This is a genomic window from Chryseobacterium sp. SIMBA_038 (assembly GCF_046535115.1).
Classification (GTDB): Bacteria; Bacteroidota; Bacteroidia; order Flavobacteriales; family Weeksellaceae; genus Chryseobacterium.
Window position 1 is genome coordinate 1 of sequence record NZ_JAWRXH010000134.1, and the last position, 277, is coordinate 277.

Here is a 277-nt window from a genome sequence, read left to right on the forward strand (position 1 = left end):
TGGTGTGCGAGGCCGCCGCCCGGGCTGAGCCTGAGTCGGTGTCGCGCGTGCACGTGCTCAATAGCGTGCAGATGCAGCGTCATCCGACCTTCGAATTTCTCACTCGCTCGCTGGAGCTTGCCCGCGACAACAAACTTCAACTGGACCAACGACACGATTTTGTAGGTTACATGAGCCAGTTCGCCAACGCGGTCGTGAGCCACCAATGGCATAACGACCAGAACATTTTGTATCTGGACGCGCTGTATGGCGACTATCCGTTGATTCACAACGCGCC

1 protein-coding gene is annotated in these 277 nt (G+C 57.4%); it reads left to right on the forward strand.

Going from position 1 to position 277, the window contains the following annotated elements; genetic code table 11:
- A partial coding sequence (locus SB689_RS23005; RefSeq protein WP_410694381.1) for a DUF2827 family protein occupies positions 1-277 on the forward strand: 277 nt, incomplete at both ends.